This is a genomic window from candidate division WOR-3 bacterium (assembly GCA_016867815.1).
Lineage (GTDB): Bacteria > Hydrothermota > Tepidihabitantia > Tepidihabitantales > Tepidihabitantaceae > UBA2258.
On the sequence record VGIR01000005.1, the window covers coordinates 19,511 to 45,323 of the forward strand.

Sequence of the window (25,813 nt, forward strand, 5' to 3'; positions counted from 1 at the left end):
CATGCTTCACGCATCACGCAATGAACGGCCGGCGTCAAGCCTAGGACGCAGAGCTTCGTCCGTCCGTGTGGGCTCGCTCGTCATTGGCGGGGGCTCGCCGGTATCAGTTCAATCCATGACCAAGACCCGCACCGACGATGTCAGGGCAACCGTCCGCCAGATAAGACGACTCGAACGAGCCGGCTGCGAAATGGTGCGCCTGGCAGTCCCGGACACCGCGGCTGCCGCGGCCCTGCCGGAGATCCGCAAGCGCATCGCCCTGCCGCTTGTTGCCGACGTCCACTTCGACTATCGCCTGGCGCTGAACGCGCTCAAGGCCGGTTTCGACAAAGTACGCATCAACCCCGGCAACATCGGCGCGGTCTGGAAGGTGCGCGAGATCATCAGCGCGGCTGAGAGCTCCGGTGCGGCGATACGGGTCGGAGTCAACGCCGGTTCCGTCGAGAAATCGATACTGCGCAGACACCGCCGCCCATCGGTCGCGGCCATGGTCGAAAGCATGGCCGTCTGCCTTGCGCCGTTCGAGAAGCTACGGTTCAAGAACATCGTGCTGTCGGCCAAGTCCACCGATGTGTCCGAGACTATTGCCGTGTATCGTGAGCTGTCACGGCACTGGTCGTACCCGCTTCACCTCGGGTTGACCGAGGCCGGACCGCCCTTCGAGGGCGCAATCCGTTCCGCCGCCGCGCTCGCGGTTCTGCTTCTGGAGGGCATCGGCGACACGATTCGCATCTCACTGACCGGAGACCCGGTGCAGGAGGTCACGGCCGCGTACGAACTGCTGGGGGCTCTGGGCCTGCGCCGCCGCGGCCCGCTGGTCTACTCCTGCCCCACCTGCGGCCGGACCGGTATCAACATTGTTAGACTAACGCGGGACGTGAAGCAGGCGCTACGCGATCACCCCTCGCCGCTCAAGGTCGCGGTGATGGGCTGCGTGGTGAACGGGCCGGGCGAGGCGCGAGAGGCGGACTTCGGGATTGCCGGCGGCAAGGGCCGCGGCATTGTCTTCGCTCATGGCCGTGTGGTCAAGACCTGCGCCGAAGACCAGCTGGTTCAGTCCCTGCTGCACGAAGTCCGGAAGTCCCGTCCCTAGTCCGCGGCTGACAGCGCCGCACCGAGCGCCGCAGCCAGCAGCGGCTTACGGGCAACCGTGATCGGCATACCGAGCGCCTTCTCCAAAGCTGCCCCCATCCCCGGGTTCTGCGCGACTCCACCCGTGAAGACGACGTCAGGCTCAACCCGTAGCCGCGCTGCCATGTTGGCGACCCGTCTGGCAAGCGCCTCGTGCAGACCGGCAATCACGTCCGCAACCGGAGTGTCGGCTGCAAGCAGCGACAGTATCTCCGACTCGGCCATCACCACACAGAGGCTGGAGACCGGCACGGGCCTTCGCGACTCAAGGCTCAGCCGGCCGAAATCCTCGAGCGGAACTGACAGTGTCCTTGACAGCACCGACAGAAAATGCCCGGTCCCGGCTGCGCAGCGGTCGTTCATTACGAAGTCACGCACCTTGCCCGACTCTTCGAGGCTGAGGACCTTTGAGTCCTGTCCACCGATGTCGATGACGGTGCGGCACGTCGGGTGCCAGTAGCGGATACCCAGGGCCGCGGCCTTGATCTCGGTGATGGTCCCTTCGACCTTGTCCACGACGTGTCGGGCATACCCGGTCGCTACCACTCCCCGCACATGTCCGGAGAGATCTCTGTGCTCGCTGCGGCACTCAGCCATGACCTGGTGAGCAGTCTCCTTCGGCCTCGGCCCGGTCGGGACGACCTTCTCGCAGAAGACCTGTTGGCTCGCGCGGTCGAACACAACCAGCTTGGTGTTGACCGAACCCACGTCTATTCCTGCAGTGATCACGCTCTCCTCCTCCGGCCGTAGTCGGGGTTGACTCCGACCTGCCTGGCCGCACGCACGAACGCCCGGACGTTCTCGGGTGGAGTCTCGACCGGTACTTCACATCCCGTGGCGGCGACGAACCCCCTCGGACACTTCCGCCCGGCCATGACCATCTCCGCTACTGCGGACTCAATGGTCGTCGGGCCCGAGAGCAGGATGGCCGAAGTATCGTAGTTACCGATGATGCGGCACGTATCACCAGCACCGGCCTCGGCGTCGGCCATCTCGATCCGGTCGATGCTCAGCAGGTCGGCGCCGGTCTCAGCCATCATGCCGATAGTTGCGCGGGTGTCGCCGCAGATGTGCAGGACGACGTCGAGGTCGTACCGATGCAGGTAGCGAATCACCTCCGCCTCGGAAGGAAGAGCGAACTCGCGGTAGTGCTCGGCCGAGATGACGCTGCCCGAGGCCAGCGGGTCGACGAGAATCGGCAGGCCGCCCGCGCCGATAATCGCCCGGCAGAATCGAACGATGGAGCGCGTCGCGTAGGCAAGCAGGCCCTTCACCCGTTCCGGCTCGGTCAGCAGACCAAGCAGGAAAGCCTCCTGGTCTACCAGCTGCTGGGCGGTTGTGAATGGTGCCGGAACGTAGGCGAGAATCGGCACCGTGTCTCCCCTGGCCTCGTAGGCGTAGGCTACGGCGTCGAGGTAGACTCGCAGCCGTCCGTCTCGCAGCGGGTCAGCCAGGCGGTCGTCCAACGTGGTGAGATCCGTCCACTTCGGTTTCGCCAGCAGCGGCAGGTCGTCCTCGGGGTAGTCGAACCGGGAACCCAGCGCCTCGGCAACCATCCCCACCTCGGAGAAGAACGAGATGAAGTCGATGCCATAGGTCTCCTGCGCGACGAGCTGGCTCCGCGCCATTGCCATCCCGTCGGTGTAGTATTCACGTACGGGGATGCCGGCGATCCGCGCCGCGTGGGCAGTGACCAGCGGGAACACCGGCACCCGGTCCTGCGGTTCGTCGATGACGAGCAGGCCGAAGCGCTCGCGCGGGGTCAGCAGGTCTTTCAGCGGCGGCTCCTCAGCACTTCGAGGAAAGCCTCGATCCGGGTTTGCAGCTGCAGCCCAATCTCGTTTGAGGGCGGCGCGACGTCGAACTCCAGTACCGGCAGATCGAGTTCCTGCTTCACGAAGTCGGATATCAGCCGCGCTTCCATCGCACAGTGCGAGCCGCCAAGGATACCGGAGATGATCACACCTTCGGCCTGTCGCTCCCGCGCCTGCCGTATCACCGACGCGGCCCGCTGCCGCGAGGTGCCGATCAGCGAAGCGGCCAGGAACGACCCGGCAATCGCCTGGAGTGGCGGCCTCGCTTCGTCCATCACTTCGAGCGCCTGATTGATGACGTACTCGGTGCCGACGACGCGCGCCCCCGCGTCTTCGACGTAGGTGAGTAGCAGCGGGTCGGCCGGCGGCGTGACCCAGACCAACCGAAGCGCATCCTCAGGAAGCACCCTCTGCCCACTTGCCAAGCGGCGCTCGGCCGTGGCCAGCAGGTGCTCCAGCACCTCCGTCCACTCCTCCATATCCGAGTAGTAGTGCAGATTGCCAAACTCGACAACCATCATCTCAAGAGCAGCCAGCGCCGCGTCCCGGAACGATAACTCGCGCAGCCTCGCGACCAGTCTCCTCACTCGGTTCGCCCGCCGCACGCCTTCGCGCAGTTCGTCCTCAGTGATCGAGTGATCCGTGAGCTTCTCCAACCGCTCGACGACACGCTCGTACTCCTTCACCAGCAACTCTTCCAGCGGTCCCGTGGGCCTTGCGTCGCAGCGCATCGGCTCCTCGACCCACAGCATGTCGGACGCGAATGACTCCACCAATTGCTCGACCCCGGAGTAGTCGTCGCAGGACGCGCCGGTAGAGGCAATGACCAGGTCTGGATTGGGGAAGTACGAGTGCTTGGAGAACGCGCCCAGGGCGGCACGCGAGAAGCAGGTTGCATCGCCGACGCCCAGTTCGGCGGCAGCATCAAAGAGCACGCGGCTCTCCATCGCGAACGGAGTCCACCAGATGCAGTCGGGGTAGAACGCCACCGAGTTTGGAAACGAATTGACTATCACCGGCACTGCGCCAAGGTCGCCCATCGTCGCGATGACCCGCCGCCCGGTCTGCCGGGCGCGGAACAACCGCTCGGTCTCATTCTGCACAAACCCCCACATCCGCAGGGCCGCCAGGGAGTTGTCGAACTTGAGACGGCGCAGGTGACGCGTACCATAGATGGCGAATGTCTGGGGAGGGAACAGGTACTTGGACCAGGCCTCGCCGTTGCCATAGTAGTGGTAGCGTTCAATCAGCTCGTCCGGCACGCGGTCGAACAAGTCCATCCACTCATCGAACCCGACCCGCGCCGGCTGCGGGTCGCTGTACCCGACATTCGACATTCGACATTCGGACTTCGGACTTCGCATGCTAAAGCGTCTCCAGGAACGCCTCGACCCGGGTGCGCATCTGCTCCCGGTTCTCGGTCGAGTAGTCAGTGTCAAGATGCAGCATGGGCAGACCGAGCGCCTCCTGCAGTCGCCTGACCTCGAAACTCCATGGGTCGCAGTAGAGCAAGGTCTTGTACACAAGCCCCACTACCCGGAACTCGCGGGCGAGCTTCTGCGCGTACTCGTACGTGGCCGAGTTCGGTCGGCGATGCATGCAGGGCCGGCTGAAGTAGAAGCGGGCGATCCGGTTTATCGGCGCACCGTCTGCAGGCACGTCCTCCGAGAACCAGCGCGTCCCCGTGCAGAGTATGTCGGTCACGATGTCCGCCCTCTCTTCGACGAGGTCCAGCAGCCATCGGTCATCCTCGGTCAACATGCTGCCGCCGAGCATAAGTCGCGGCCGTCGTCCTTCCGGTCGCGGCCGAGCGGCTACCATCCGCAGCACCTCCTCGACAAGCGAGACCGCCTTGACCGGGCCCAGCAGCCACGCAGTCGCCGCAAGGTCGAGCATCGTGCTGCCGGAGAGCAACGGCCCGTTCATCCGTCGCGTGTCGCTTGCCTGCCGCAGCATTCCCCGCATCCGGTTGAACGCGGCAATCTCGGATTCCAGCCGATCTGTGACGATGGCGGTGCCGGTCAGGGTTTCCATCTTCCCGGTCAGCAACTCCAATTGCCGCCTGAACTCCGCTACCCGATGCGGCAGAGGCTCGGACGTTCGCGGCAGGTAGAGCTGGAACACCGGGATGCCGAAGTGCTTTTCAATCGACTCCGGCAGCCGGCGCATCATGTCGCACGTGTTTACGCTGAGCACGGCGTCCACCTGCTGGTACAACCGGTCGCGACCGAAGTTGCCCATGCACGCATTGCAGAATGAACAGGCGTCGGCCCGCAGGTACTGCTCTCCCGCCTCCTCGGCCGCTTGCCCCCCACGCATCAAGCGGACTGGAATGGCACCGGCCGCCTGAACCAGTTCCACCGGCGCGTAGATGCAGAAGTAGCCGACAACCTTCACGCCTGCTTTCCGGGCGGCGGATATCTCCTCTATCCTCTCCTGCCGTATCTGTTCGAGGGTCGCGCGCGGTATCAGTTCCATGATTCGAGCCCCATCGATTCGACGAATATCTGCTCGAACTGCGGGTGACTGCTCAGCACCACTTCGCGGCACTTGGCGGCGAACCGTTCCGCTTCCGTGAACAGACTGGTGTCCAGTGTGGCCCGGACAGCCCCGAGCAAAGCCAAGTTGCCGTGCTGGCGAATGCGGTCAAGCGGTGTCCGCGGCAGCAATCCGATTCTCACGGCCGCGCCGGGGTTCATCGCGGCGCCGAACTTCCCCGTCACGTGCACACGTTCGATATCCGAGGCGGCCGCACCCCACTCAGCCAGCAGCACTCTGATGGCTGCGGCAATCGCGCCCTTGGCAAGCTGCATCTCACGCAGGTCGGCCTGGGTGAGGTAGATAGGCTTGTGTCCCTGCTTCAGTTCCAGACGGTCGTGGCCGGCAATCCTGCCGGAAGGATCCACCTTGCCGACCCGGACCGCTTCGGCCACGGCGTCGAGTACGCCCGAACCGCAGATGCTCTTCGGCTCTCCGCCGCCGATGACGTCCAGTTTGAATCTGCCGCGGCTGAACCGCGCCGCCTTCACCGCACCGGCCTGTGCCAGGCTACCGCACTCCAGGGTCGCGCCCTCGAATGCCGGGCCGGCTGCGGTCGAGGTCACGAGCATCCGCTCCCGGCTACCCAGTACCACCTCGCCGTTGGTCCCGGCGTCAACCAGCAGCGACAGACGCCTGGTCCGATGCATGCCGGCGGCCAGGATCGCCGCAGCGCAGTCCGAGCCGACGAAGCTGCCGAGCAGCGGCAGCATCCTCGTCCAACGGCCGTCCCGCTGGCTCGTGAGGGACTCGCGCAGCGTCAGCTCCGGCTCATAGGGGAACTCACCCAGCGTCGCCGCGCTCTTGCCCATCAGGAAGTGAGCCATCGCGGTATTGCCCACCGCGATGATCGGGCGCTCCCGCGGGATTCCCGCATCGTCGATGAACCTGTGCAGCACCGGCGTCAGCGGAGTCCGGCTGAGCTTTGCGCCGGCGGCGATCCGGCTCATCACATCCGCGCCAAAGACAATCTGCGGGTTCAGCTCCTCACGACGGGCCGCGATCCGGCGCCGCTCCACGTCGACTGCGGCGAGCGAGATCGTCGTAGTGCCGATGTCAACGGCAAGGCGGAGACTTGCCGAGTTTCCGGTGCGCCTGACACCTCTGCCCCGTACGACCGGTACGTCTCTCGCTACCTTCACCGAGACGGGCAAAGCCGGCGCATACTGACAGGCAAGAACGCTGCTCCAGCCTCCGACATCTAGAACCTGGGCTCTGCACTTGCCACAGGTGCCCGCGCCCCCACAGTCCGAAGGAAGCCGCACACCGGCGCCGAGGAGAAGTTCACGCAGGTTCTGTCCGCCATGCGGCGCGATCGTCACCCTCAAGCCGACCTCCACTCTCTCGCCGTTGCCACCAGTGCCCGGACATTCTCCTTCGGGCTCTCGGTCGGCACATCACAACTCGATGAGAGGATAAGACTCTGTCCGCCGCGATCGAGGCACGTTGTCGCCGCGGCCGTGACCTGTTCCGGCGGGCCTTCCAGCAGGAGATTGGTCGAGACGTTGCCCATGAGAACCACGCGGTCGCCGACTTCCTGTCTCGCCAGCGCCAGGTCCATTTCGTCGATGCTCAGAAAGTCCGCCCCGGTGGCGGCCATGTCGCGAAGCAGGCCTTTGGTCTCGCCGCAGATGTGTAGCCCGGCCTTGGCGCCGGCCTCGTGGATCGAGCGGACCAACTGCTCAAGGTACGGACGGGCGAATTCGCGAAACATCTCCGGGCTCACCAGGCTGCCGGACGCCACCGGGTCGCCGATGAACGGAATCCCACCCGCCTTCACGACGGCGTCGGCGTAGGCGAGCTGGTTGTCGGTTGCGATTCGAAGGAACTGGTGTGCCCGTCCGGGGTCGGTTAGCAGATCCTCCAGGAACTTGTCGATGCCGTGCAAGAAGGATGCGAGGGAGAAGGGGCCTTTGAGAGAGGTCAGAATCGGCGCTTCGTCTTCGAGCAACGCCTTGAGCCGACTGGTGGCCTCGAGTACGACCGGCATTCGGCCATCCTTCTCCGGGTCTGCCGGTTCGAGCCTGGAAAGACGCGGCGGCTCGAGCAGGAACGGGTCATCATCCTCGGGAATCAGCACCTGCGCCCCCATCGCCTCCGCCTCAACCATCGTATCGGTGAAAACCATGATGAGGTCGTAGCCATAGAACCGATACGCCGAGTAGAGCACCCGCGCCAGTGTGTCCGGCTGGGTCACGGCCTCGGAGATGGAGAACCCCTCCAGCCGCGCGGCATGGTTCGCCGCAACCATCGGGAAGACCACGGGCCGGGCCGGCTTCTCGCCGCGCATCAGCGCGGCAAACCGCCTGCTCCGGTTCTGCTCGCCCACGCCTAACTCCTAACTGCTACCTGCTGGCCTGCCCTGCCAGCCGCTCTATCTCCAGCACCGCTGTGTGCGCGTCGGGTGCGAACGCGTCCGCGCCGATGTTACCGGCAAACTGCGCAGTGACCGGCGCACCCCCGACGATCACCTTCACGCCGGGGCGCAGTCCTACCTTGTCCAGCGCTTCGACCACCTTGCCCATCCTTGGCATGGTGGTGGTCATCAGCGACGAAACGCCGAGCACTGCGGCACCGTTCTCAGCCGCCTTGACGAACTCCGGCAGCGGGACATTTCGGCCGAGGTCGACAACCTCGAATCCGGCCGCCTGAACCATCACCTTCACTATGTTCTTGCCGATGTCGTGGATATCGCCCTGCACCACGCCCAGAATGACCTTGCCCTTTGTAGCCTGCGGCTTGTAGCTTGCGGCCTTCGACAGTATGTCGAACCCGGCGTACATCGCCTTGGAGGCGAGCAGCACCTCCGGGACGAAGCACTCCTTGGCCGCGAACTTCTCCCCCATCCGGCGCATGCCGGCGGCAAGGCCTTGCGTCATTGCGTCCTGCGGCGACAAACCCTGCTCAAGCACCTTGCGCGCCAGCTCGGCCACCAGTTCCGGCTTCATCGTAGTGACGGCATCAGCCAGTCGGGCGAAGAGATCTTTCTCAGCCATACCTTCTATGATAGTTGTCCGGATAGCTTCGGGCAAAGGAAACCGCGGGCGAGCCACAATCGCGTGCAGCCCGCCCGCAGACTGACCGTCGCTAGCCCGTCCTATGCACTATTTCTCGGCCATGTACCAGCCGCGACCAACCTGGTGAGCATGAGCCGCGTCGCGCCACAGGTTCACCAGCCCGGTAGCGAAGCCGAACAGGTCCGGCCCGAAGTTCTTCAGGATGGTCGGCTTCAGATCCACCTCCACCATCTTCTTGTACTCGTCGAAGCACTTCGCGTACTCCGCCGTCTGGTCCTCGACCTTGATGTTCACGAACCCGTGCTTCTTCATCAGGTCGCCCCAGCCCTGCAAGGTCTCCATGTACGGGAAGGCCATCGACTCGTTCAGCTTGGCCATAAGCGGCTCGTCAACCTTGCCAGTAACGACCCAGTCGGTGAAGATGATCTTCCCGCCCGGGGCCAGCACGCGAAAGGCCTCGGCCATGAGCTGGTCCTTGTCGGTGACATAGCACCACGCTTCCTGGCCCCAGACCACACAGAACGTGTCCTTCTTGAATGGCATATCGAGCGCCGTGCCGTCGACGAAGGACACCAGGTTATCGAGACCCGCCACCTTGGTGCGCTCAATCGCCTTGGTGAGCATCGTCTTGGTGAAGTCGAGCCCGGTCACTTTCACGCCGTACTTCTTCGCGATGTGCCGCGCCGGCGCGCCCAGGGCCGAGCAGACGTCGAGCACGTGCATGCCCGGCTTCAGCCCGACCGCTGCGGCCATTCGGTCGGTCACCTCATCCTTGCCCGAGTGAATCTGCTCGGACATAACTGCTTCCCACAGCAAGCCGCCCGGCCCGTCATAAACGTCCTGAACGTCCTTGCCTGTATAGTCGTAACGTTTCGGCATCATGCCTCCTCGTGGAAACGGCGAACTCCGAGGTCCGAACGCCGAACTCCGGATCCGCCGTTTGTTGCTCCGCGGCGACGCTTGAAGCTCCAAAGGTCTCTTACCGAGCCTTGGCGCTCTTGGCGTCCTTGGCGGTTCTCTTCTAGTCTGGCCGGCAAACTGCCGGCACAAAGCCGGTCAATCATACCGCTTGTCTACCTAAGGTTGTGGTTGTGGTTCTGTAACAGCAAACTGGTAACTGGAAACTGGTAACTGAGTCCGTCTCGTCCGGTCTCCGAGGCGCACGGCCCCGGCACAAGTGCCGAGTCATGGCACGCGCCTCCGGCGCGTCACAAGAGACCTATCAACATTCACCGTACGATGATAGACACTCCCCCCGGACGAGTCAAATGCCGCCGCGGCGTGACATCATCTGCAAGAATGTGGACCGCAGTGGATAGGTGTCTCTGGGCCTCGCGAGCCCCCCAGCGGTCAGTCCAGATTCTAGCCCCGTGGCAAGACTGAAGAGACTCGGCGGATTTCAGCGAAGTGAAAGAAGGCCGGAACTCGCAGGCACTCCGGCTTCCGGCTTCCCGCTCTTGGCGCGCGAGAGGCTCAAGCTGCATCTCCCCTGGAGGATTCCATTGAAGCCATCCATTGCCAGAATCGCGTGACGGCCTGTCGAAGCCAACCTCACTGTGTCGATTCTCGCATTGGTGGGATCTGTAACTCCCGCGATTCTAGTGCCGGCCGTATTGTAAAGTTCGACCCTGGGCCACAGGTTTCCCGAGTCTGCCGCCACGATTATCGTGACGACGTCGTCCGCGTTCCCGTCAAACGTATACGCATCAATCTGAGCCGTACTATCGATCAGTAGTCCGACCTTCGCCCCATAGGCAATAGAAGTGGCGTTTCCCGGGTCGGCGGTACGCTGCAAAGACAAGCCATACCTTCCTGTCATTTTGCCATCGAACCCGTCGGTAACCAAGATGGCATGGCGGCCTGTCGTCGCCAACCCTACGCCGTCGACCCGCGCATCGGACGGATCGATGGCTTCCGCGATTCTGGTTCCCGACGGATCGTAGATCTCGATCCCGCACCACAGAGTCCCCGAATCTACGGCCATGAGCATCGTGACGATGTCGCCCGCATTCCCCTCGAAAGTATAGGCGGCAATCTGGGCCGTACTGTCGATGGAGGATTGTACTCCTGACCCGTAGGTAATGGGAATCGCACTCCCGGGGTCTGCCGTCCGCTGAACGGACAGGCCGTATCTGCCCGTCCGCGTACTATCGAACCCATCCATCGCCAGGACCGCATAGCGACCCGTCTCTGTCAACCTGACGGTGTCTATCCTCGCCCGGGTCGGATGCCTGGCGTCGGTGATCTTCGTGCCGGACGGATCGAGGAGGTCGATCCGGGACCACATGGTCCCCGAGTCCACCACCATCACTAGCGTGACTACTTCGCCCGCGTTCCCATCAAACCCATACTCGTCTACCTCCGCCGCCATGCCGATAGACGCATGAGTGTTGTCGCCGTAGTGAATCAGTTGCTGTTCGGGCGGGTCCGGCGTCGTAACACAACCCGCAATGAACAGAGAAGCTGCCAGACAAAGATTACGCACTGCTATCCTCCTTGCCGATGTCACGGCTGACGCCTGCCGGCTTCGGTCCGTACCACCGCGCCGGTCCGAAACGACGTACTACTGCCTGTGGTTCGACCCGCAGTAGCCACGCCGCCAGGCGCATGAGGCATCGGTTCCCGAGCGGGAAGTCTCTCAGCCAAGGCCGGCGTCACGGTCTCCTCAAGTCAGGAACACCAAACCGAGAATCCACTTTCGACGGCAATCATAGTTCCTACAGCAACCGTGTCAAGCCTGCTGGAAGCGAGAGGGCCCGCCCCTGCTCTCATGACGCCTGCCGCGACCAGCGGGCCCGGATTGACCGGCCGCAAGCTGTCGGCCGCCCTCATCCGCTCCGCCTATCGGCAATCGACATCCGCTCTCGACTTACAGCTCACGGCTTGCCGCTCCGGCAATCTACAATGGACTAACGGCCGTCATCCCGCCGAGTCAGTGATCGTCTGCGTCTCCCGAATGTCATTGCGGAGATCGAGATACCAGAGCAGCATCACTTCGTGAGCGACGGCCGGGCAGGCGGCGTAGCCGAAGAGGTTAATGCCTCCGAGCACGCAACCCTGCCGCGCGTAGAAGCGGCAAGCCGGCACGTTCGTGTTCTGCGTCTCGACCTTGAGCTGATGGCAGCCTCTGCGGTGCGCCCAGTCTGCGGCACGCTGGAACAGGGCGGTGCCGACGCCATGTCTACGCCTATCCGGACGGACCCGAATGTCCCACAGGACCGCGAGGTCTGAGCGCCCCTCAAGCATGTGCACTGCAGGCGTGTGCACAGCTACGGTTGCCGCCCCGAGATCATCGCTACCTTCGCGGGCAATGAAGAAGCCCCACTTCGAGACGTCGAAGTGCGCGGGCCAATTCAGGACACGGCCATCAGGGTCTTCAGAAGCGTCGTAGTCCTTCACGTAGGGTTCTGGCACGGGTTCCTCGACCAGGCGAAACCCAGGGTCGAGTGGTTCGACACGGTATGCCGAACGCACTTCGAATGCGATTGGGATCCGCGCGTACTCGGGCAGCCGGTCCGCACCGACCTCCTGTATGTCAATCATGCCGTCCGGCCCGTGCCGCTAGCTGTAGGCTGTAGACCCTCATCGCTGTCGGCCGTCAGAACCGCTCCGCCAATCAGCAATCGACATCCGCTCTCGGCTTGAGGCTTGAGGCCCGCGGGCAGCGCCCGCGTCGATCGGCAATCTGGAATCGTCAATCCAAAGTGACTTGGGCCGTGTCAATAGCCATTTGCAGCCCACCGAATTCCCAGTCCGGATGCGACAGGGCATACAGGACAGACAAGCCGTACGGATGCTATCTCCTTTCCTGACGCATGCGGTACAGGCGTTCGGTCATTCCGCCCTCTTCGAGGAAACGACGGTCGAGTTGGCGCAGTTGCTGGTCGAGCAGGTAGTTGGTCTGGTTGACCAGGCAGACCAGGCAGTTGGCGGCAGTCTCCGCGTCACCGTCCTCAACGTACGTCCGGTATGTCCCGTACGACCTTTCCGGCGCCTGAGCCAACCTCCTGATGGCCTGTTTGCGTGGGTCGTCCTTCAACCACTCCGGCAGGTCGCGCTGCCGCAGGAAGTCCAGGTAGTCCTGAAGCAACTCCTCGAAGCTGGCTCTGGCCACGCCAACCAGCTTGAGCTCGGTCTTGCGCGAGGTCCCGGAGGCCATGCTTCCTTCCGCGATGTTCTGCTTCCCAGAACGGGCGGCCTGCACCATCTGGTCGTGCGTGCGCGAGCGCTTGTCGATGAACCGGTTGCAGAACGCCACGGTGGCATCATAGGCGATGGTGGCGTTCTGGAACGACCTTAGGTCGCGATACCCGCCGTGCTTCGGAATCAGTGACTCTGACACCAGCCGCCCTCTCTTATCCGAATCTCGTCCTCCGTCAGTCCGTACAACTCATACACGAGCACGTCGATCTGGTTGTCGGTTGCCTCTATCGTCCGCTTGAGGGATTCTTGCTCTTGCGGGGTCTTGGCCTTGGGCAACTGCTCGTCCTTGTCGTCAAGGGACTGGAAGACCTCGCGGTCGCGGGAGAAGTGCTCGACAAGGTCAGCCACCAATGCGGGAGGAGAAGCTCCCATGGACGTCTAGAATATGCCTGCCTTGCCCCGAGTCAAGCCGAGGGCCGCAGCCCCAGAACCGAGATTGATGGCCACGAAGACACGAGAGCGGAGTGAAACGGACATGTCGTATCCCGCACCCATTCGTTTCGTGTCCTTCGTGCTTTCGTGGCTCCAAAGTCGGATCCAGGACCGCAGCCGCTGGACGGTTCTGCGGGCGGGGTGGGGCAAGATCCTTGCTCACCTGAAGCAGACGCAATGGCGGGCTGGTTCTGTCGTGCGCAGCCGCATCGCACGCACTTGCTGGAACAACTGATACACCAGGTCACCCCCCCTGCCCGAGTTTGCGGCCTGCTGTTTGAGCCTTGCGGCTTGCGTTTATCCACACGCTTCCGGAACAACAACAAAACTAGTTAGAAGAACCTGTTGCTGCTGTTGGGATGTGGATGGATGTGGATAGCTCCTCAGCCTGCACAACATCTTCCTCGGTGTGTCCGGGGGTCTCCACTACAGGTTGTGGTTAGTTATCCACATAGTTATCCACATTCTATCCACACTTTCCACACCCGCCGTGACTTGGGCGAACTACTATACGCTGTATCCACCGAGTTGTCCACACCACTACATATAGGTGTTGACATTGAAATCCTGTCCGGCATCTTGAGTAGATGGCCGACAAAGACTCTGCTTCTTACGGCGGGCTACTCCCCGGGCAGTCCCGGGGCTTGCCCTCCCTGCGGACGGAAGTTCGAAGGTCGAAGCTCGAATGACGAATGGAAGTGCCCGAAAAGAACCGAGGAGTTAGTGCAAGACGCCCAGCAGGCGTAACTACCATATTATTGAAGCTTTAGGCCAGGTCGCAAGCCCGGGAGTTCGCATATAGGGGTCGCCTGGGGGCTAGCCCTTTGAGGAGCTTTCGACGAAGCCATGAGACGAGCCTTGAAATGAGCTTTGAGTTGAGCTTTCAGAGGAGCTTTGACCCGAGCTTTGCGTCGAGCTTTGAAGCAAGCAATCAAAGAAGCGACGCACTGAGCTTCTAGATGAGCGATGCGGCGAGCGATGGACTATGGAGATTGAGGTCGAGGTTAAGGTCGAGTGCAGGATGAAGTTGCCGACGCAGTCCAGTACACGGCGAGCGATACTTCTGCCGGTGCTTCGAGCCGTGCTTCGGCTCCTGCTTCGCCGCGTGCTTCGCGACGTCGTACGAGAGGCTGGAGAATCCGTCAGCCGACAACCGAAACGGCGCGGCAGAGCCGCGCCGTCACGAGTGAGTGGTTGCTCTTTGCGGCTACAGCTTGAGCAGGACGGCGGTCGCGCGGCGGTCGCCCGCGTCGAGCCGGCAGAAGTAGGCGCCGGAAGGCACGGCTCGGCCCTGGCCGTCGCGGCCGTCCCAGGTCAACCGGTGATCTCCGGCCGCCGCGGTACCGTTCCTGAGCTGTCTGACCAGCTTGCCGGCAGCATCGTAGAGAGACAAGGAGACGTCGGCCGCTTTCGGCAGCGCGAACGCGATGGCAACGCTGCGGTCGAAGACGCTCGGGCGCGGCACATCGAGTCGGAACGGGGGCGGCGTTTGTTTCCCTTCCGCTATTCCGACCGGCACCACGAATGTCGTGCCGCCCATCGTGTCGTTGACGGGGTCAGCATCACCGGCGAAGTTCAGGCTGCACCGCAGCACGTGGCTGCCCAGCTCTTTGGGGACCCAGGTGGCAAACGTCACCGACATCTCTCCGTTGGACGGAACCGTGACGCGCGACTGCCTGAGGTAGCCCGCGTCGGGAATGCGGAAGGTGGCGGTCACGTATTCCGCCTGCGTGCCGTTGTTCCGAATTCTTACCGAGGGGTAGATGATCCTGCCGGAGTCGACGGTGTCGGCCGGGACGAGAATGTCGACCAGTCCCGCGTCGTGGTAGCGGGCCCACACCAGCGACGTAGCGACGTCATCCCCGTGGTACTCGTCGTTGCTGAGCGCGGTCGAGCACCGGACCACGGCGGTACAGCGGGCGGGAACAACCCAGGGCGCGAACTCGAGCGTCTCCGCGCTGGCCGGAGCGAGGCTGTTCACCTGTACGGTATCGGCGTAGCCGGCGCCGATGGAGACCATTGCCGGGAAGCTGGCCGTGGCCGTGCCGAAGTTACGCACCTCGGCGGTCGGCACGTAGGAGCTGTCCGGTTCGAGGATTCCCCTCGGGGCGAGGATTACGGTCGTGGAAACGTTGTTGTCCAGCTGGACCAGGCGATGGCCGAACGGGACCGCATTCCCGTTGTCGGGAATGGAACGCGGGCAGGACTCCGCGTAGAAGAGGGTGCCCCAGTCAAGCAATTGCACAGACGAACTGAGGACCGAGCCGGTCTTGCTGTCGCGCCTACCGTCCGTGGCGACGAAGTAGATGGAGTCGGTCTGTTTGCTCTCGATAAACGAGGCGGCGTCGGTGAGATCAAACACGATCTTGTTGTCCGGGAACGGCTGATCGGTTCTCGCGCGGGCCCAGGAGCGGAAGTTGTACAGCCAGAGCGCGCTCCAGCGCTTGCCGACCGAGAACTGGAGCCCGAACCGGTCACGCGTCGGATGGTCGATGTTCGCGCGCGCGAGCAGCCTGGGCACGTACCCGACGGTATCGGTCAGGTACGCGACCTCCCGACCGGGACAGAGGAAGCTGTCCATCACCGCCTCGTAGGACATCCAGAAGTAGCCCGCCTGGCCCCAGCCCGGACCCCACGAATTGACCATCCGGAACGCGCCGGTTCCGTCGACCGTAGTCAGGGTATCGTTGTACCCGACAAAGGTTATCAGGTGCCCGCCCCGGTTCTCGCCTTCCCGGTCGGCGGAGCAGTACATGTAGTTGTGCGCGGCGATGTTGTCGAAATTGCCCCAGACGCCGATGGAGAGACACGACGTGCTGCCGTTGGCCAGCAACTGCTTGATCATGTTCACGCCGGTCGTGTCGTCCGTATGGAACCACGCCCAGTCCTTGGTGCGGTACGGGGTGGCTTTCGAGTACGCTGATTCGGACGGCCAGCTGACCGGGTCGCCGTCGTTGTACGGACAGTCGGCCAAGCTGGCGACACCCGACTCGCAGATGAGCGGCATGTTGTTACCGAAGCCTGAGCCGTTGTCACCGCCGCCGTTCACCTGGTTGTAGCAGAAGGCCGGGCTGAACTGGTGGTGCGGGTCGTTCAGGTCCCAGTGCCGCTCGTGGTATTCGAGTTGGGTGCGGTGATAGTAGGCTATCGACCACGAAGCACAGGAACCCTGACCGCCCTGATTGCCGACCGGTGGCATCTCGCTGGTCAGGTCCACCACCGGCAGGTCAAGGAAGGACTTCGCGCCCAGCGCGGGCGGAATGCTCTTCACCTCGTGTTCGGGCGCGACCTTGCTCAGGTCCTCCCGGACAAAACCCAGGCGGTGCAATTCGGCTCGCGCGCCTGCGGCCCCCACCAGAAGACAGCAGCCCAATAGTACGGTCAACATTCGCGACATCTTTTCTCCTTTAGAACGAATTCGCGGGTCGGCTCGACCCCGGGGGCGGACCGGCCCGACATCATCACCTACGAGTGTATTTCGCCGCCGCAGCAAGTCAAGGATGCGGCAAGGAAGAAGTATGGAGGACTTGTCTACTCGCCCGGCTCCGTAGGGACCGAGTCCGAGATCGAATCACTCAGCCGGGTTCAATCGACCTCTCAATTCGTGTGCATGCGTGGTTCGTCATACCGGGTTCGCAGTTCTGCAATCTGGCTTCTGACCTCGGCTGCGGCCTGTGCCCCGAGTTGACCCGCGCGCAGTTGGGAGTTAGCATCCCTTTGGTCCGGCCGCACATGCGGAAGCGGAACACCGACAGTGAACGAACAACCCGCACCGACACCAAGCCTTACGCGCCGCACCATCGCCCGTGGGGTGCGGGTGTTTGTATTCATCGCGGTTGCTGCCGCGGTATTGTTGCTGGCGTTCACCGCCAGCAGCGAGACCCTGACCGGACTCGCCCACGTCAAGTGGTACTGGCTGGCCGCGACCTGCGCGCTCTGGCTGGTCGCGTCCATCTTCGACGGCCTGCGCCTCGCCGTGTTCTCCCGGGCGACCGAGCACCGGCTGTCGCTTCGCGCCTCAATCGAGATTATCTTCATCGGCTACTTCATGGCTGCCGTGACCCCGTTCCAGGTCGGCGGCCTGCCCCTCCAGCTCTACATCATGAACAGCCGTGGCATCTCCCCGGGCAAAGCGACCTCGCTGCTGCTGATGCGCGGCGTGGTATTCTACGGCCTGCTCTTCGCGGCCGCGCCGGTTGTCGCCATCCGGCTCAACGCCTCGACCGCAATCGTCAGGGTGCTGGCCGGCTACATCGGGGTGATTATCGCCGCCGGGGCGGCGCTGGTCATAGCGAGCGTGGCGTTTCCGGCCCGGTTCCGGCGGTGGCACGCCCGGCTGTCACAGACAGCGAAACCGGGGCTGATTCGTCGCGGCGTGATCTGGGTGCTGGATGAATTCGACGAGTTCGTGGACGGGCTCAAGGTCTACCGCCAGTCGCACAATCTCGGCTGGCTCGCCTTGGGCCTGCTGGTGACCGTGGTCTGCATCGTCTCGCTGTTCGGGATGAGCGCGACCCTGCTGGCCGGGCTAGGCGTGCAGACCGATGCGCTACGGGTGATGGCGCTCAACCTGCTGCTCACCGCGGTACTCTTGTTCGTACCCACTCCGGGCGCGAGCGGCGTGGCCGAGGTCGGCGCGGCGGGGCTGTACGCGGCGGTCTGCCCGAAGGCGATGCTCGGCGTCTACGTCGTGCTCTGGCGGCTCTTCAGCTTCTACGGCGGGGCGCTGGTCGGCGGCATCCTCGCCCTGCGCCATATCTCCAAGCGCTAGCCCGCTCCGGCCCCTGAACCGACGCTGCAGGCACGAGGCGAAACAGAAGAAGGGAATGGGTACGCCCCCCTTGACACGCTGCCGGTCCGCGCTGTAACATTGTTCAGGTGCGGCCGAGGACCACAGGCTCGCCGCCCTTCTCTGTTTCTGTATCAATTGGAGGACTATGCTGCGGAAATCCCTGTTCCTGATTATCGCGGTCGGGCTCTCTTTGTGCCTGGCCGGTGAATTCCTCGCCCTCGTTCCGAACACGGCCCCGGACGACCTCGCCGGGCAATACACCGTCGTCGGCGTCACCGGCCGCGGCACGCTGGTGCTGGGGGACGAATCCGAGCTCGCCGACCTCTTCGCGCGCGACGGGTCCTGGCTCGCCGCTGACCCGAAGGACCACCTGTACTTCACCGTTCGCCTGTTCGCCCAGGCTTCGCGCACCGACCTGGCGGCGGTTTCCCGCATCCTTGACTTCGACGGCGAGCAGTACCTGGTCGAAGTCGAGTCCGATGCCGTCGAGCGCTTCATCGCCGTGCCGGCAATGCGCGGCCGCATCAGCCTGAACGGCTGGGTCATGGACCGCCCGACACCGAAGCTACCTGTTGTTCTCTCCAACCCGTCGGTCGAGCAGATCGTGGCGCGCGTCTCGTCCGACTCGGTGCTCGCATTCGTACGCCGGCTGCAACAGTACCGCAACCGCTACTCGACCGGTGACTCCTGCAAAGCCGCCGCCCAGTGGATTGCGGCGACGTTCCGGGCTTACGGCTGCGACACGGTCATCCTGCAGAACCATACTACCAACCACGCGCCCAACGTCGTCGGGGTCCGCTACGGCACTTCAGGACAACGTAGTCCGTATGCAATCATCGACGGCCACTTCGATGCCTACGCCGCGTCGAACGCGCCCGGCGCGGACGACAACGCCTCGGGCACGGTGTCCGCAATCGAGGCCTGCCGGGTAACACAGGGCTTCCAGTTTCGGCACGACCTCAGGTTCATCGCTTTCTCGGGCGAGGAGTTCGGCCTGCTCGGCAGCGAGTACTACGCCGGGCGGGCGCGCAGCCAGGGAGACTCGATTCTCGGCGTGCTGAACTTCGATATGATCGCCTACGAAGACAGCGCTCCCGAGGACCTCGAGGTGATAGGGAAGATCGCCAGCCCGGCCTGCGGGCCGTTCGTTGACTGGTTCATCGCGGTCGCCGACACCTACACGAGCCTGCCCTGCAGCAAAGAGATGGTCTCCGACATGCAGAGCTCCGACCAGGGGCCGTTCTGGAACAACGGCTACCTGGGATTCTGCGGCATCGAAGACTATTGGCCCGGCAACCCGTACTACCACACACCCGGCGACTCGATTGGCGCCGGGTACAACAACAACAACTTCTGCACCGAAGTCATCCGGGCCGGCGTCGCTGCCCTCGCCACGATGGGCGAGCCGGTGCCGCAGAACGTGCCCTCGGTCGGCCTGCTGCACAAGCTGCTCGACGACTCTGCGGGCAACGACAACGGCAAGTGGGACGCGGGCGAATCGGTCGCCGTCTTTCTGACGCTGAAGAACTTCGGTATGGCCGGTGCCACCGGTGTGAGCGCTGCGGTCAGCTCCACCGATCCGTATGTCACGCTCTACAACGTGGACGCGGCCTACGGCGACATCGCCGGGCTGGACACAGCGGTCAACGCGGTGCCCTTCACGATGAAAGCCGCCCCCAACACTCCCCGCGAGCACGTGGCCGACTTCGACCTGACGATCTCCTCTGCCGAGTCGAGTTGGCAGACGACCTTCTCCTTCCCCATCGGCGAGTACCTGAACACGGACCCGATACCGGACGGGCCGCGCGTGCCCGCGCGCTACTGGGCCTACGACGACGTCGATACGCTCTATCCCGAGCACCCGAACTACGAGTGGGTCGAAGTAAACGCGCAGGGTACGAGGCTCACATTCTCGGACAACGACGACGTCGTCCCGGTCAGCCTGCCGGCAGCATTCGGCCCGTTCCGGTACTACGGCCGGAGTTACAGCCAGATATCGGTATCTGCCGACGGCTGGATTGCGGCCGGAAACTACACCACGTCCAACTTCGACAACACCATCCTGCCCAGCACCTCGGCCCCGCGCGCCACGGTCTTCGCCAACTGGGACGACCTCTACCCGGTGTCGGGCAGCGGAGGAGCCGGCTACGTGTACTGGTTCCACGACTCGGCCAATCACCGCTTCATCGTTGAGTACGACAGCGTCAAGTACTACTCGGGCTCGAACCGAGACAAGTTCGAGGTCATCTTCTACGACACCACGGTTACGACTCCGACCGGCGACAACGTCATCGTCGCGCAATACAAGACCGCGGCCGGGTTCACGAGTTCCACAGTCGGTATCCAGGACTCGACCCGGGCCATCGCGATCCAGGACCTTTTCAACGGCACGCTGGCCCACGGAGCATCGCCGATTGTCCCCGGCCGGGCCATCAAGTACACGACGGCCCCCGGCACCGGGGTCGCCGAGCCGACCCGCCGCCTCACGCCGGACGCCTTTCACCTCACGCTCGACAGGAACCCGGTATGCGGGAGCGCACAAGTCCGGTTCAGCTTGCGTCAGGCGTCAAGCGTCAGGCTTGAGGCCTTTGACCGGACCGGCAGAAAGCTCACGACCCTGGTTTCCAGTTTCGCATCCGCCGGCTCGCACGCAACGACCTGGGACACCCGTGAAGTCCCGACCGGCATCTACTTCCTCCGGCTGACCGCTGCAGGCGGACAACGTTCGCTCAAAGTGGTAGTCGGCCGCTAGACCGAGCCAAGCACAGCGGGCGGGCGCAAGCGCCCGCCCGCTACATCTTTACGGGACCGTCAGACGTCAAGAACCGGAGGAAAGGAAGAGGCAGCCGCCCGGTTGCGTCTAACCCTTTCAGTTTCTGCCGAACAGATTCTCGAACTGCCAGCCCACGTCAATCGCCAGGCGGCCGAACCTCTCCTCTCCGGAGTGAATCAGCCCCTCCAGCTTGCATACCGATACCTGTACGCTGACGGGACCATAGAATCCCTTGATCCCGGCGTTCGCGTCACGGCTGTTCGCTTCGACACACAGGGCAATCTCAGGCGTGACGTACAACTCGAAGCCACCGAACAGCCCGAAAGTCCACTGGTGGTAGTCGTCAAAGAAGACGTCCGTATTCAGGTAGTCGTTGATGCCATCGTATCCGACAAACCGCCCGCGGCCGAGTCCCACGCTGACGCGGGCGGAACCGGTAATCGGAATGCTCGTCACGACGAACGCGGAGAGGTTTTCAAGCGGCCGGATGTACTTGCTGCCGTCATTGGAGTAGTACTGCCAGTCCGACCAGGCGACGGTGTCGCGCCCGATCGGAGAGACGTGGCCGTGGGTGCCGACATCGTAGACACCGAATGCGAGCGACAAGTGCTGGGCCGTTTCAACGGCCTGCCTCGTTTTCCAGGGGTCAAGTACATGGAACAGCTTGAGCAGACCGACCCGGTCGAACCGGCCGCTGACCAGCTGATAGGTCAGCCCCAGGACGTAGTCTCGTGGAGTGTAGGCGGTGAGGGCGACCTCCAGGCCTTTCAACGGCGCCACCCGCACGCTGCTGCCCCCTTCCCATCCGGGGTCCCGCGGTGAATCCACCAGCGAGAATGTCACGTTCGGGGCGATGGCGAGCGCGCCGGCCGGCATCACGTCCGCGGTCGGCGTATCCATCAGCAGCGTTGTACGATTGAAGTCGGCCCATGCCGGCGCGATTAGCGCCAGGAGCACGGCTGCGAGTACGGGCTTCACAGGAGATGGCTTTGTCAACACTCTCGTCCCCAGAGTATAGCCGCGCCTCTGCGGCGCGCAAGCCAGGGAAGGGACCTCAACTTGACACGCCGTCGGTGTCCAACTAGACTGCTCCTCAAAGGAACGCCACTTGCGAAGAACTCTCGCAGTTGCGGCACCTGCGGCAGCGATTGCCTGCAGGATGACCCGGCTGCGGCTGAAGATCGCTGACCCGCCGTCCTTCTCATATGCAGAATCGCCTGGAGGGCTGTGCTGCGGAAGTCGTTTCTGCTGATCGTCACCGTCGCGGCTTCTCTGGCCGGGGCCGCTGAGTTCCTCGGACTGGTGCCGAACTCGACTCCGGAAGACCTGGCCGGCCGCTACACCATCGTCGGCGTCACCAGCCACGGCGTGCTGATCCTGTCCGGCGAAGCCGCCGACGGCGACTTCGCGGCGCTGCACGGGCGGCTCCTGGCCGAAAACCCGAAGGCACACCGCTACCACACCGTGCGCCTGCTCGCTGATTCGTCCCGCGCCGACCTTGCCGCGGTCTCCCGCATCCTCGACTTCGACGGCGAGCAGTACCTTGTCGAGGTCGATCCCGACGCGATCGAGAGCTTCCTTGCCGTGCCGGCGATGCGCGGCCGAATCAGCCTGGACGGCTGGGTAATGGGCACGCCCGCACCCGAGCTGCCTCGCGTCCTGTCCAATCCGACAATTGAACGGATCGTGGCGCGGGTCTCCCCGGACTCGGTGCTCGCGTTCGTGCAGCGGCTCCAGGATTTCGGCAACCGCTATGCGCTCGGAGAATCGGGCAAGGCAGCTGCCCGGTGGATTGCCGGGAGGTTTCGAGACTGGGGATGCGACACGGTCATCCTCCAGGACCACGATGCGGACTACGCGCCCAACGTCGTCGGCGTCCGCTACGGCTCTGACGGCCGGCGCCAGACCTACGCGGTCATCGACGGTCACTTCGACGGCATCCCCTGGTCGCCCGGCGCCGACGACAACGCCTCGGGCGCGGTCTCAGCAATCGAGGCTTGCCGCGTGACACAGGGCTTCCAGTTCCGTCGCGACCTCCGCTTCATCGCCTTCTCCGCCGAAGAACTGGGATTGGGTAGCCCCTACTATGCCGGCCAGGCGCGGAACCGGGGCGACTCTATCCTCGGCGTCCTCAACTTCGACATGATTGGCTACGCGGACTCCGTGCCCGAGGACCTCGAGGTCATCGGCAAGATCGCGAACCCGGCCTGCGAACCGCTGTGCGACTTGTTCATGGCAGCCGCCGACACGTACACCACACTCAACTGCAACAAACGGATGATGACGGACATGCCGTATTCGGATCATGCTTCGTTCTGGAACAACGGCTACGTGGCGCTCTGCGGCAGCGAGGACTTCTGGCCACCGAACCCGTACTATCACTCACCCGGCGACTCGATTGGCGCCGGGTACAACGACAACGGCTTCTGCACCGAAGTCATCCGGGCCGGCGTCGCGGCCCTGGCGACTCTGGGTGAGCCCTTGCCGGCGGGCGTGTCGTCATCCGCGCCCTTCGACCTCTTGTCCGGCAGCACTTATGGGCTCGTTCTCCAGCCGAACCCGGTACGCGGGACCGCACAAGTTCGATTCAGCTTGCGTCAGGCGTCAAGCGTCAAGCTGGAAGCTTATGACCGCTCCGGACGAGGACTGGCGACATTGGCTTCCGGCTCAGCTTCCGCCGGCGCGCACTCCGCGACCTGGGACACCCGTGACGTCCCGACCGGCATCTACTTTCTCCGGCTGACCGCTGCAGGCGGACAACGTTCGCTCAAGGTGGTAGTCGGCCGCTAGACCGAGCCGAACACAGGATGCGGGCGCAAGCGTCCGCCCGCTACTCTTCCGCGGAACAGGACATCCCCAGTCCGCGTGAACAACGGTCTGTCCATCGCGATCGCAGAGCGCAAACGCCGTCCGCTGCATTGACTCGCGGGCAGGACCCCGCTAGACTGCCTCCCAAATGAACTCACCCGTGAGAGGAATGTTCATCGTCGCAGCGACTGCAGCCGCAGTTCTGACCGGGATGAACTGCGATCCGAATGCCGGCTCCGTCTTCCCGCTGACACTCGGCAGCACCTGGAATACTGAATCCCGCAGTCTTGGGGGGCCATCCGGCGGCGTCCTGGATACGTCTCAGACGGCAGTGACCACGACCACTGCTCTGGAGAAAGCCGTCTTAACCAACGGCAAGGAGGTCGTGAGGTTCAGACACGAAAGCGCGGTCCACGAGTTCGATCCCGATTCCAGCTACTCTAGCACCACGGAGACGCTCCTGCGCGAAGAGAACGAGGTAATCATGGTGTACGCCGCGCTGGACGATACCACTGGTGATACCCTGATGTTGCTCAATCCCGCGGTCGGTCAGAACTGGGGCCAGGGCACCGCGACTGCCATCGTCATCGGCCAGGAGACCGTAACCGTTCCCGCCGGGACCTACAAGAAGGCGTGGAAGGTGAAAACCGTCGCCAACCTGGGGGTGATGACTGTCGAAGTCCACACCTGGTATGCCAGGGGTGTCGGCAACGTGAAGATGCACAGCGAAGCCGAGTTCATGGGATCCGTCGAGGTCATCGACGAGGAACTAACCTCGGCCACCATCAAGTAGCCGCTCGCCCGTTCCGCTTTCGATGCCCTCCTCCGTGGAGGGCATCGCTGTTCTACGGCTGCGGGCCTTAGAAGACCGAAAGTTGGCTGGACTTGTAGTACTTGGCGGCGCGGCCCCAACCGCGGAGCACGAGCCGCTTCTTCCTGACCAGGCCGGACAGCACGTACCCGGCCTGGGCCGGGCTTACCCGCAGCAGCGTGCGGACGATCTCGTTGGTGACGAACCGTTTCTCCTCGGGGCCGGGAAGCTCCTCGATGTAGCCCAGTATCGCGGTCTCGGCAAACGCGGCCTCGGCCCGACGGAAGAGTGAGTAGCTCACGCTCTTCTTGAGCTGGTTGTACACCGCCTTGGACAGACGATAGACCCTGCCCTTCTTCTGGCCGAACGGCTCCAGAAGCCCGCGCAGCACCATCGAACTCAGTGTCTCACGCGCCTCGTTCTCGCTCCGCTGGAGTATCCGCTCCGCCTCGGACAGGTCGATCTCTCGGTTCCGCTTGAGGAAGGAGAAGACGAGCAGGTCGTGCAGTGTCAGTTCGCGCCCCTCCTGGTGCCGGTTGACAACAAACCGGGCGAAGTTCTCGTCGAAACCGGACTCGTCGCGGTTGCCCGGCGCAGCCTCGACCCGGCCGTTGCGCAGGATGAGCCGGACATAATCAGGTCCTGACTCGTAGCTGGGCGGCTCCTTCCCGTACGATAGCAGGATGTGAAACATGCGCTTCACTCCCATGCCGGCGCGCTCGACCATCCTGGTCTTCTGCAGGCTCTCGGCCAGCAGCCGGTTGCGCGACGCCGGTTCGTGCCCGAGTATGTTCTGCGGGTTGACGTCGCCGAAGAACCCACCCGGGTTTGAAATCTCGAGCCGGTCCGGGAAGTGACGCACGTAGATGGGCCCGCTCACACTATAGTCACGGTGGACGAACGCGTTCAGGAGCGCCTCGCGGCAGACTTCCTCCGGGAAGTCGGGGATCTCGAAGTGAAACAGCCCGAGCTTCAGGGTATAGATGCGGTTGTGTGGTTCGAGCGCCTGCGTGAATTGCTCGAGTATCGCGAGCAGAGGTCTGGCCGAGTCGACCCGCTTGTCGTACTCGGTGTCGCTCTTCATGTGCAGGTAGATGGCCTCGTGCCCGGGCAGTTGCTGTTTGAGCACGTCCTCCTTGCCAACGAGCAGGAGCCCGGCCACCGTCAGCCGCAGCACTCCCGACCCCCCACTCCCGACTCCCTCTGCCCTCACCAGCACTCCAAGCCGCTCCAGCAGCTCGTCGTTTGAGAACCCGAGCAGGGACGAAGCCGGCTCCTTGGCTGCGAGGATGCGACGGAGCCGCTCGACCTCCAGGCCGTCCACGCCTTCCGGCCCAAGATCGAGGATTCGTGCAGAGAAGTCGGGGTTGGGCTCGAGCATCGCCGTCATCTTAGCCCGGGTGGCTCCCCAGTCAAGCGTCTGCAGCCCGGCTGACTCCCGTTCCCCGCTAGACCACTTCTCCGGCCCGCTGTAGAATCTCCTCCGCTCAGACA

21 protein-coding genes are annotated in these 25,813 nt (G+C 63.6%); 5 read left to right on the forward strand and 16 right to left on the reverse strand.

All coding sequences use genetic code 11. The features are described 5' to 3' along the window. The first annotated feature begins 1 nt into the window (after position 1). The gene (gene ispG, locus FJY68_01540; GenBank protein ID MBM3330517.1) at positions 2-1,093 is read left to right on the forward strand and encodes a flavodoxin-dependent (E)-4-hydroxy-3-methylbut-2-enyl-diphosphate synthase; all 1,092 of its coding nucleotides are present in this window, start codon (positions 2-4) and stop codon (positions 1,091-1,093) included. Here ispG and FJY68_01545 read toward each other — a convergent pair. The 14 genes from FJY68_01545 to FJY68_01610 all read right to left on the reverse strand — a co-directional run bounded on the left by FJY68_01545 (position 1,090) and on the right by FJY68_01610 (position 16,532). Continuing rightward, the gene (locus FJY68_01545; protein ID MBM3330518.1) at positions 1,090-1,860 is read right to left on the reverse strand and encodes a 2-hydroxyglutaryl-CoA dehydratase; all 771 of its coding nucleotides are present in this window, start codon (positions 1,858-1,860) and stop codon (positions 1,090-1,092) included. The two genes, ispG and FJY68_01545, sit on opposite strands and share 4 nt — an antisense overlap. Continuing rightward, on the reverse strand, positions 1,857-3,038 hold the full coding sequence (locus FJY68_01550; protein ID MBM3330519.1) for a hypothetical protein: 1,182 nt from the start codon (positions 3,036-3,038) through the stop codon (positions 1,857-1,859). Before FJY68_01550 ends, FJY68_01545 begins: the two co-directional genes overlap by 4 nt. Next, positions 2,906-4,309: a 2-hydroxyacyl-CoA dehydratase gene (locus FJY68_01555; protein MBM3330520.1), complete on the reverse strand. Its 1,404-nt coding sequence runs from the start codon at positions 4,307-4,309 to the stop codon at positions 2,906-2,908. Before FJY68_01555 ends, FJY68_01550 begins: the two co-directional genes overlap by 133 nt. 1 nt (position 4,310) lies before the next feature. Further along, positions 4,311-5,423, reverse strand: coding sequence for a 2-hydroxyacyl-CoA dehydratase (locus FJY68_01560; protein ID MBM3330521.1), 1,113 nt, complete (start codon positions 5,421-5,423; stop codon positions 4,311-4,313). Continuing rightward, on the reverse strand, positions 5,414-6,823 hold the full coding sequence (locus FJY68_01565) for a DUF4445 domain-containing protein (GenBank protein ID MBM3330522.1): 1,410 nt from the start codon (positions 6,821-6,823) through the stop codon (positions 5,414-5,416). The genes FJY68_01560 and FJY68_01565 overlap by 10 nt, the downstream gene beginning before the upstream one ends. Further along, the gene (locus FJY68_01570; GenBank protein ID MBM3330523.1) at positions 6,808-7,812 is read right to left on the reverse strand and encodes a hypothetical protein; all 1,005 of its coding nucleotides are present in this window, start codon (positions 7,810-7,812) and stop codon (positions 6,808-6,810) included. Before FJY68_01570 ends, FJY68_01565 begins: the two co-directional genes overlap by 16 nt. 16 nt (positions 7,813-7,828) lie before the next feature. After that, positions 7,829-8,479, reverse strand: coding sequence for a cobalamin-binding protein (locus FJY68_01575; GenBank protein ID MBM3330524.1), 651 nt, complete (start codon positions 8,477-8,479; stop codon positions 7,829-7,831). Positions 8,480-8,587: 108 nt separating this feature from the next. Then, positions 8,588-9,382 carry a methyltransferase domain-containing protein gene (locus FJY68_01580; protein MBM3330525.1) on the reverse strand — a complete coding sequence of 265 codons (795 nt, stop codon included), beginning with the start codon at positions 9,380-9,382 and terminating at the stop codon, positions 8,588-8,590. 517 nt (positions 9,383-9,899) lie between these two features. Then, a complete protein-coding gene (locus FJY68_01585; GenBank protein ID MBM3330526.1) occupies positions 9,900-10,985 on the reverse strand; it encodes a hypothetical protein in 1,086 nt (361 codons plus the stop codon). 434 nt (positions 10,986-11,419) lie between these two features. After that, complete coding sequence (locus FJY68_01590) at positions 11,420-12,043, reverse strand: GNAT family N-acetyltransferase (GenBank protein MBM3330527.1); 624 nt, start codon at positions 12,041-12,043, stop codon at positions 11,420-11,422. Between the two features lie 253 nt (positions 12,044-12,296). Further along, positions 12,297-12,842, reverse strand: coding sequence for a four helix bundle protein (locus FJY68_01595; GenBank protein ID MBM3330528.1), 546 nt, complete (start codon positions 12,840-12,842; stop codon positions 12,297-12,299). After that, entirely contained in the window at positions 12,827-13,075 is a 249-nt protein-coding gene (locus FJY68_01600) for a hypothetical protein (protein MBM3330529.1), read from the reverse strand. Before FJY68_01600 ends, FJY68_01595 begins: the two co-directional genes overlap by 16 nt. A gap of 1,015 nt (positions 13,076-14,090) precedes the next feature. Continuing rightward, positions 14,091-14,288, reverse strand: coding sequence for a hypothetical protein (locus tag FJY68_01605; protein ID MBM3330530.1), 198 nt, complete (start codon positions 14,286-14,288; stop codon positions 14,091-14,093). 54 nt (positions 14,289-14,342) lie between these two features. Continuing rightward, positions 14,343-16,532 (reverse strand): hypothetical protein, encoded by a 2,190-nt coding sequence (locus FJY68_01610; protein MBM3330531.1) that lies wholly within the window; start codon positions 16,530-16,532, stop codon positions 14,343-14,345. Between the two features lie 357 nt (positions 16,533-16,889). Between FJY68_01610 and FJY68_01615 the strand changes: the two genes are divergently transcribed. Together FJY68_01615 and FJY68_01620 are read left to right on the forward strand one after the other, a co-directional pair. Continuing rightward, the gene (locus FJY68_01615; GenBank protein MBM3330532.1) at positions 16,890-17,906 is read left to right on the forward strand and encodes a flippase-like domain-containing protein; all 1,017 of its coding nucleotides are present in this window, start codon (positions 16,890-16,892) and stop codon (positions 17,904-17,906) included. A gap of 166 nt (positions 17,907-18,072) precedes the next feature. Beyond that, positions 18,073-20,679, forward strand: a complete 2,607-nt coding sequence (locus FJY68_01620) for a M28 family peptidase (GenBank protein MBM3330533.1) — start codon at positions 18,073-18,075, stop codon at positions 20,677-20,679. A 117-nt stretch (positions 20,680-20,796) separates the two neighbouring features. On the opposite strand, the gene FJY68_01625 is transcribed toward FJY68_01620, so the two are convergent. Beyond that, complete coding sequence (locus tag FJY68_01625) at positions 20,797-21,678, reverse strand: hypothetical protein (protein ID MBM3330534.1); 882 nt, start codon at positions 21,676-21,678, stop codon at positions 20,797-20,799. A 249-nt stretch (positions 21,679-21,927) separates the two neighbouring features. On the opposite strand from FJY68_01625, the gene FJY68_01630 reads away from it, so the two are divergent. Continuing rightward, complete coding sequence (locus tag FJY68_01630; GenBank protein ID MBM3330535.1) at positions 21,928-23,490, forward strand: M20/M25/M40 family metallo-hydrolase; 1,563 nt, start codon at positions 21,928-21,930, stop codon at positions 23,488-23,490. Between the two features lie 166 nt (positions 23,491-23,656). Continuing rightward, positions 23,657-24,301: a hypothetical protein gene (locus tag FJY68_01635; GenBank protein MBM3330536.1), complete on the forward strand. Its 645-nt coding sequence runs from the start codon at positions 23,657-23,659 to the stop codon at positions 24,299-24,301. Between the two features lie 67 nt (positions 24,302-24,368). Here the strand turns inward: FJY68_01635 and FJY68_01640 are convergent, their stop codons facing one another. Continuing rightward, complete coding sequence (locus FJY68_01640; GenBank protein ID MBM3330537.1) at positions 24,369-25,709, reverse strand: hypothetical protein; 1,341 nt, start codon at positions 25,707-25,709, stop codon at positions 24,369-24,371. Positions 25,710-25,813 lie beyond the last annotated feature (104 nt).